The organism is Pseudomonas sp. 18.1.10 (assembly GCF_024655625.1).
Lineage (GTDB): Bacteria > Pseudomonadota > Gammaproteobacteria > Pseudomonadales > Pseudomonadaceae > Aquipseudomonas.
Genome location: NZ_JANLGL010000457.1, coordinates 1 through 1,211, shown reverse-complemented (window position 1 = coordinate 1,211; position 1,211 = coordinate 1). Strand labels below are relative to the sequence as shown.

1 protein-coding gene is annotated in these 1,211 nt (G+C 58.1%); it reads left to right on the top strand.

Annotated elements, in window-relative coordinates; all coding sequences use genetic code 11:
- The first annotated feature begins 209 nt into the window (after positions 1-209).
- Positions 210-1,130 (top strand): recombination-associated protein RdgC, encoded by a 921-nt coding sequence (gene rdgC / locus NUV89_RS29675; RefSeq protein WP_122489196.1) that lies wholly within the window; start codon positions 210-212, stop codon positions 1,128-1,130.
- Positions 1,131-1,211 lie beyond the last annotated feature (81 nt).

Below are 1,211 nucleotides of genomic sequence, written 5' to 3'. Positions count from 1 at the left end.
CCGACCCTCTGCTTGTAAGGCAGATGCTCTCCCAGCTGAGCTAATCACCCTTCGTCTCGGTGTGGCGCGCATTCTACGGAGCGACCCAAGGTCTGGCAAGCACTTTCTTAAATCTTTTTTTTGAGGCCTTCCAATGGCTTAGGCAGGGTTGGCCTCAGACGCTATCAAGACAATAATGCCCGCCTTTGTATAAAGGAGAGACTCACCCCATGTGGTTCAAGAACCTGCTTATCTATCGCCTGACCCAAGATCTGCCTGTTGATGCCGAGGCGTTGGAAACTGCAATGGCCACCAAACTGGCGCGCCCTTGTGCAAGCCAGGAGTTGACCACTTACGGTTTCGTCGCACCTTTTGGTAAAGGTGAAGACGCTCCCCTGGTTCACGTCAGCGGTGACTTCCTGCTGATCGCCGCGCGCAAGGAAGAACGTATCCTGCCGGGCAGCGTGGTGCGCGATGCACTGAAAGAGAAAGTCGAAGAGATCGAGGCCGAGCAAATGCGCAAGGTCTATAAGAAGGAACGCGACCAGCTCAAGGATGAAATCATCCAGGCCTTCCTGCCGCGCGCCTTTATTCGTCGCTCGTCGACCTTCGCCGCCATCGCGCCGAAACAGGGCCTGATCCTGGTGAACTCGGCCAGCCCGAAACGCGCCGAAGACCTGCTCTCCACCCTACGTGAAGTGATCGGCACCCTGCCGGTGCGCCCACTCACCGTGAAAACCGCGCCAACCGCGATCATGACCGACTGGGTCACCACCCAGAAACCGGCCGATGACTTCTTCGTCCTCGACGAATGCGAACTGCGCGACACCCACGAAGACGGCGGCATCGTGCGCTGCAAGCGCCAGGACCTGACCGGCGAAGAGATCCAGCTGCACCTGACCACCGGCAAAGTCGTGACCCAACTGTCCCTGGCCTGGCAGGACAAACTGTCCTTCATGCTCGACGACAAGATGACCGTCAAGCGCCTGAAGTTCGAAGACCTGCTGCAAGACCAGGCCGAACAGGACGGCGGCGACGAAGCCCTGGGCCAACTGGATGCGAGCTTCACGTTGATGATGCTGACGTTTGGCGAGTTCATCCCGGCGCTGGTTGAAGCCTTGGGCGGTGAAGAGACCCCGCAGGGCATCTAATCCATGTGAAGATCAAAACTGTGGGAGCGGGCTTGCTCGCGAATGCGGTGGTTCAGTAACAGATTCAGTGACTGACACTCC

Bases quoted from the DNA above. Each gene is read 5' to 3' on its own strand.
- rdgC (WP_122489196.1), top strand. From the start codon at position 210: ATGTGGTTCAAGAACCTGCTTATCTATCGCCTGACCCAAGATCTGCCT.